Source organism: Streptomyces sp. NPDC020362, assembly GCF_040642095.1.
Lineage (GTDB): Bacteria > Actinomycetota > Actinomycetes > Streptomycetales > Streptomycetaceae > Streptomyces.
Genome location: NZ_JBFAET010000346.1, coordinates 1 through 5,424 on the forward strand (window position 1 = coordinate 1; position 5,424 = coordinate 5,424).

Consider the following 5,424-nt stretch of genomic DNA (forward strand, 5'->3'; position numbering starts at 1 on the left):
GTGGGTGCCACGTCCCGTCACCGGCCGGCACCGTCACCGGCCGGCACGTCTGCACGTGCTGGGCACAGCCGGTGGATCAGCGGCGGTGGTGGCCCCAGGAGGCGTCGTCGACGAAACGGCCGTGGTCGTTGCGCAGGGTCGCGGTGTCGTAGTCGTTGTCCCAGACGTAGTTGCGCCGGTCCTGGAACAGGTCGGTGCGGCTGTCGCGGCCGATGCCGGTGTGGACGCGGACCGTTGCGCGGCCGAGCAGGCGGTAGTGGGAGAAGGTGTAGGTGTGGCCGTCCTCGTCGGACAGGGTCCAGCCGTCGAGGTTGACCGTGCGGCGCGAGCCGTTGGTGATCTCCACCCATTCCCGGTTCAGGGAGCGGTTGGAGCGGTCGTCGCGTCCCGGGGAGTCGGCCTGCACGGCGCTGATGTAGACGGCGGAGTGGTGCGGGCGGGCCGGCTGGTGGCCGACGGCCGCGGCCGGCAAGGCCACGGCGCCTACAGCAGCGGCCGCCACAGCGGCAACAGCACTCATGCGACGCACAGAAGCAGAAACGGTCACGAGGATCCCCCTACAGGGTCCAGAGCACTCCCACGTGGTCCGACGGACGTCCGGAGCGTCGCAGGCCAGTGGTGGTGCGTTGTGCGAGTGGCGGCCGGCTGGCCGCGCCCTCACACTGTGCAGGCCATGCACCCGAAATGTGGTGGAGATGTGTATGGCATTACAGATTCAGCATATTTCTATGACCCTTCACTGCAACGACCATATATGCCTTGAACGTCATGGATTGATCCTTTGTTAGCAGCTTCGGCCGTGCAATCCCCGGCCTGTCAGGCCTGCCGGCTCCGGCCCGTCATCCCGCTTACCGAGGCGCCGTCACCCGAAAGTGAGTAACAGCCTCCACACATGCCCACCCGGACTAGTCCGCCCCGGCCGCCGCACAAGCGGGAAGGGCCGCAGCAGGCCTGACGGCTCGGGCTCCGCGGGCCGGGGATCACGAGGCGAAGTCACCTTCCAGCAGGGTGCGACGAGCGGGGGTGAAGCGACGCCCGCCAAGGAAACCCGTCAGCCGCTCCGCCTCGGCCTCGATGGCCGCGCGGGCCGCCCCGCCCGGATCGGCAAGCGGCTGCCAGGCGAGGGTGCCGTCCCCGCGCTGCACCCAGCCGCCGACGATCCGGTCGTCCCACCGCACGGTCGGGCCCATGTTGCCCATCCGGAAGAAGAACGCGGGAACGTGCTATGGATCGCTTTCGGACCCCCTTTGTCCAGAGGTGAGCGGAATGGTGCAGTGCCTGTATCACCGCCGGGCAGACGAGCTCAGGGGCGCCGAGCCGGAGCGGCCGCCCCGCTCACCGTGGTTCGGCGGCGTCGTCGTCACTCTTCACGTAGCGCGGTGAGGAGGACCTCAAGGTCTGTCGTCACGCACTCAGTCGACGATGCTTCGGACATGGGTGGTCAGCCGTCCCTCATCATCCAGGACGTGGAAGGCCAGCGCGGGTGGCTGGTTCAGATGGACGAAGTCCTGGGGGTGGGCGTGATGCTCCCAGGGCAGGCGCAGGGTGGAAACGACTCCAGGGGCCACCAGCAGGGGGCGTCCGGCGAAGATGGTCGCCGCCGCTGTGTGAGCGTGACCGCACAGGAAGGCGGCGAGGTTGGGGTGGCGGTCTGCGAGCGCGGCGAGCCGTTCGGCTCCGAACTGGCGGATGCCGTCGATGAAAGGGACGTGCAGCTGGAGCGGCGGGTGGTGGAAGCCGACCAGTACGGGAACCTGAGCCGGAGCGCGGTCCAGAACGTCCTCCAGCCACGCCAGCGTCTCGTCCTGGAGGAACCCATCGTCTTTGCCCGGCACCGAGGAGTCGCACAGCGCGATGACGAAGTCGGTGCTGTGGTGCACCTGGTTGACCGGTCCCGTCGATCCCGGCTGCTCCAACAGGTGCTGTCGGAATGCGTCGCGTTCGTCATGGTTGCCGGGGCAGATCATGACCGGGTGCCGGGAGGTCAGGAGGTTGCGGGCCTGCTCGTACTCGGCAGGCAGCCCGTGGTCGGTGATGTCGCCGGTGACCAGGACCGCGTCCAGGTCGTAGGGGAGATCTTCGAGATAGTCCATGACGGCCCGGGTGCGCTTGATGCTTCGCTGTCCGGTGTCGATGTGGGTGTCACTGAGGTGCGCGATCACGATCACAGCAGGGGCTCCTTTTGCCGCCGTGTGCAGGATGTGGGCGAGAACGGCCGAGTAGTCCTGGCCGGAGCGACCCGCGCGTTCGGCGGCCGTGAGCCAGTCTCGGGCGGCTGCGGTGAGGCCGAGGTCGCCCCGCCATGATGGGCTGCGTCGGCGACGAGGTCGGCGTCCTTGCGGGCCAGGGCGAGCGCGAAGCGCGTGGGGTAATCGTCGGCCTCGATCACTGCGCGACGCCTCGTGGCCTGCTCCGCCAGGGGCGTCATGCTCAGGACCTCGTGCAGGTTCTCCCACGACAGCCCCAGGGCGTGGCCCAGTGCGAGGGATTCGCCCAGCACGCCCAGCATCGCGAAGAGCGCGTTGTTGGCGACCAGTTTCGCCGCGGTGCCAGAGCCCAGCCCACCGACATGCAGCACTGATCCCAGCTGCTCCAGCAGGAGCCGACACCGTTCGACCAAGGCCGACGAGCCACCGACAAGGATCCGCAGGCGTCCTGACTCGGCCTCGGCCCTGCTGCCGAGCACCGGCGCATCCAGCAGACCCGTTCCCGCCGCTAGCGCCTGGGCGAGACAGCCCACCGAGGAGGGGGACACCGTCGACATCTGCACGACCACTGCGCCGGGGTCGACTCCGGCGGCAATCCCGTTCTCGCCCTGGGTCACGGCTCGCAACGCCTCCGGGCCGGTGACCATCACGATCACCGCGTCGGCCCCCTGTGCAGTGTCCGCCGGACTCGCCCCGACCGCGGCCCCCATCTCCCGCACCGCCGCACTGCGTTCCGGCGAGCGGTTCCAGACGGCGACCTCGCAGCCGTCGTCCAGCAGCCGCCGGGCGATCGGCGCGCCCATCGCGCCGAGCCCGACAACAGCGACCCGTTCCACGCCCGTCTCCCCCTCCGTTGACTTCTTCAGCTCGAACCTAGGCAGAGACCGGTCCATGAATAAGATCCAGTTCCATGCCGAATTCCTGGTCCAGTTCCCGGATCGATCTGCACATCGACCTCAATGCCGCGGGCGGACGCCGCTCCGGCCTGGAGTCCGCGCTCCGAGCGGCGATCTGTCAAGGGCGCCTGACCGCCGGAACGCTCCTGCCATCCACCCGCGGGCTGGCCCACGAACTCGGACTCTCCCGCGGTACCGTCACCGCCGCCTACGACCAACTGGTCGAGGAGGGCTACCTGACCACCCGACCGGGATCCGGCACCACAGTCGCCGAACTGCCGCCACACGCCCCGGCCACCGCACTCACCACGCCCACGCCGACGGCTCCCCTCCACGACCTTCGTCCCGGGCTCCCCGACGTCAGCGCCTTCCCCACCCGAGCCTGGCTCGCCGCCGCACGCCGCGTGCTCGCCGGCGCCCGCCCGGAGGTCTTCGGCGCCGGAGACCCACAAGGGCGCATCGAGCTGCGCAGAGCGCTCGCCGACTACCTCGGACGCACCCGCGGCGTGATCACGACACCTGACCGAATAGTGATCACCTCCGGCTACTACCAGGGCTTGGGCCTGCTCAGTGGCGTGCTGGCCGCGGGCGGTGCCACAACCGCGGCTGTGGAGGATCCCGGCCACCATGTCTTTCGCAACGTCGTCCAGCGTGCCGGGTTCACCACCCTGGCCCTGCCCGTCGACGCCCACGGTGCCCGCGTGGACGCACTCACACAGCACGTCCAGGCGGCGTTCCTCACTCCCTCGCACCAGTACCCGACCGGCGTACCGCTCCACCCCGCCCGCCGCCAGACCCTCAGCACATGGGCCCGCTCCACCGGTGGCCTGATCGTCGAGGACGACTACGACGGCGAGTACCGCTACGACCGTCAACCCATCGGCGCCCTCCAGGGAATCGCGCCCGACCAGACCGTCTACTGCGGCACCGCTTCCAAGACCCTCGGCCCCGCCCTCCGCCTGGCCTGGATGGTCCTACCACCCCACCTGGTTCAGCCTGTCGTACGAGCCAAACAGGAAGCCGATCTGTACACCGAGACCCTGGGCCAGCTCACCCTCGCCGACCTGATCACCACTCACGCCTACGACCGCCACATCCGTGCCGCCCGCCTGCGCTACCGCCGCCGACGCGAACTTCTTCTCGACCGCACAGCCGCCGTTCCCGAACTCACCGCCCACGGAGTCCCCGCCGGCCTGCACACCCTCCTCACCACCCCCACCGACTGGCCACCGGAACAGGAACTCCTGACCGCTTGCATCCCCCACGGACTCGCCCTGCGCGGTCTTGCCGAACTCCACCACAACCCGATCGGCCGCCCCCAGGGCCTACTGATCGGCTTCGCTGCTCCGTCCGAACGCGCCTACCCAGCAGCCCTCGACACCTTGTTCACAGTCCTGGCATCCACTCGACGGGACGCCGGTCCGACGGGCAAGAAGACCGCGCTCGCCTCGACTCACCCTCAACATGGTCAGGACTCATTCGTCCAGAGGTCGTCAACAGACCAGCCCCCTCCCACTGCGCCGTCCGGGTTCCCTGACGGCGCGTTGCAGGCAGGTGTCTCAGCCACGTGCTGACGATGGCTCAGCAAGCAATCCGGCATCGCAGGGTCGAGCTGCGCCCCGGCCGCGTACCGCTTGCTCCGCAAGCAGGCCAGGTCTTGTGAGGTGCGGCGGCGGTGACGGAGGAGCTGCACGTGAGTCACCTCGGTTCTGTTGTCCAACGGCCGGCTCGGTCCCGCCTTCGCGCGCTGACCACGGCATGCCTCGTGGCAGGGATGCCCATGGCCCTCGTGCCGATCACGGCCAGCCCCGCGGCCGCCCAGAGCTGTGCCCAGAGCGGCAGCCCAGTGGTGTGCACGTTCGACCACACAGGCGCGGCTCAGACGTTCACCGTCCCCAGCGGGGTGACGCACGTTTCGGTGGATGCTCGGGGGCCTCCGGAGGTGCCGGGGCCGGCGACGTCAATCCTGGTGGGGCCGGAGGCGCCGGCGGCGAGGTCATCGGCAACCTGACCGTCACGCCGGGCCAGGCGCACCAGGTCAACGTCGGCGGCATGGGGGGCAGCGGGGACGATTCCACTCCCGGCACCGGAGGCTTCGACGGAGGAGCCGACGGCGGGAACTCGGACTTCAGCAGTGGCGGAGGAGGGGGAGGCGCCTCGGACGTCCGCTCGGGAGCCTTCGACCTGGCCTCCCGGCTGGTGACAGCTGCCGGTGGAGGTGGTGGTGGCGGTGGTGGTGGCGGTGGCGGTGGCGGTGGCGGGACCGACGAGCTGTCCGGCGGTAACGGAGGCGCCGGCGGCCGGTCGGGAGTGAAGGGGAC

The 5,424-nt window shown here is 69.6% G+C and carries 5 protein-coding genes and 1 pseudogene; 1 reads left to right on the forward strand and 5 read right to left on the reverse strand.

Annotation, left to right across the window (positions count from 1 at the left end):
* Positions 1-76 precede the first annotated feature (76 nt).
* From AB0H32_RS46505 to AB0H32_RS46520, 4 genes and pseudogenes are all read right to left on the reverse strand, one after another.
* Positions 77-520 (reverse strand): lamin tail domain-containing protein, encoded by a 444-nt coding sequence (locus AB0H32_RS46505; protein ID WP_361135228.1) that lies wholly within the window; start codon positions 518-520, stop codon positions 77-79.
* Between the two features lie 460 nt (positions 521-980).
* A pseudogene (locus AB0H32_RS46510) lies at positions 981-1,202 on the reverse strand (crosslink repair DNA glycosylase YcaQ family protein); the annotation flags it as partial.
* Between the two features lie 210 nt (positions 1,203-1,412).
* Positions 1,413-2,168, reverse strand: a complete 756-nt coding sequence (locus AB0H32_RS46515) for a metallophosphoesterase (RefSeq protein ID WP_361135231.1) — start codon at positions 2,166-2,168, stop codon at positions 1,413-1,415.
* Positions 2,165-3,100, reverse strand: a complete 936-nt coding sequence (locus AB0H32_RS46520) for an NAD(P)-dependent oxidoreductase (RefSeq protein ID WP_361135234.1) — start codon at positions 3,098-3,100, stop codon at positions 2,165-2,167. The genes AB0H32_RS46515 and AB0H32_RS46520 overlap by 4 nt, the downstream gene beginning before the upstream one ends.
* A gap of 17 nt (positions 3,101-3,117) precedes the next feature.
* Between AB0H32_RS46520 and AB0H32_RS46525 the strand changes: the two genes are divergently transcribed.
* Positions 3,118-4,677, forward strand: a complete 1,560-nt coding sequence (locus tag AB0H32_RS46525) for a PLP-dependent aminotransferase family protein (RefSeq protein ID WP_361135237.1) — start codon at positions 3,118-3,120, stop codon at positions 4,675-4,677.
* Positions 4,678-4,981: 304 nt separating this feature from the next.
* Here the strand turns inward: AB0H32_RS46525 and AB0H32_RS46530 are convergent.
* The coding region (locus AB0H32_RS46530; RefSeq protein WP_361135240.1) for a hypothetical protein at positions 4,982-5,424 on the reverse strand (443 nt) is incomplete at its 5' end.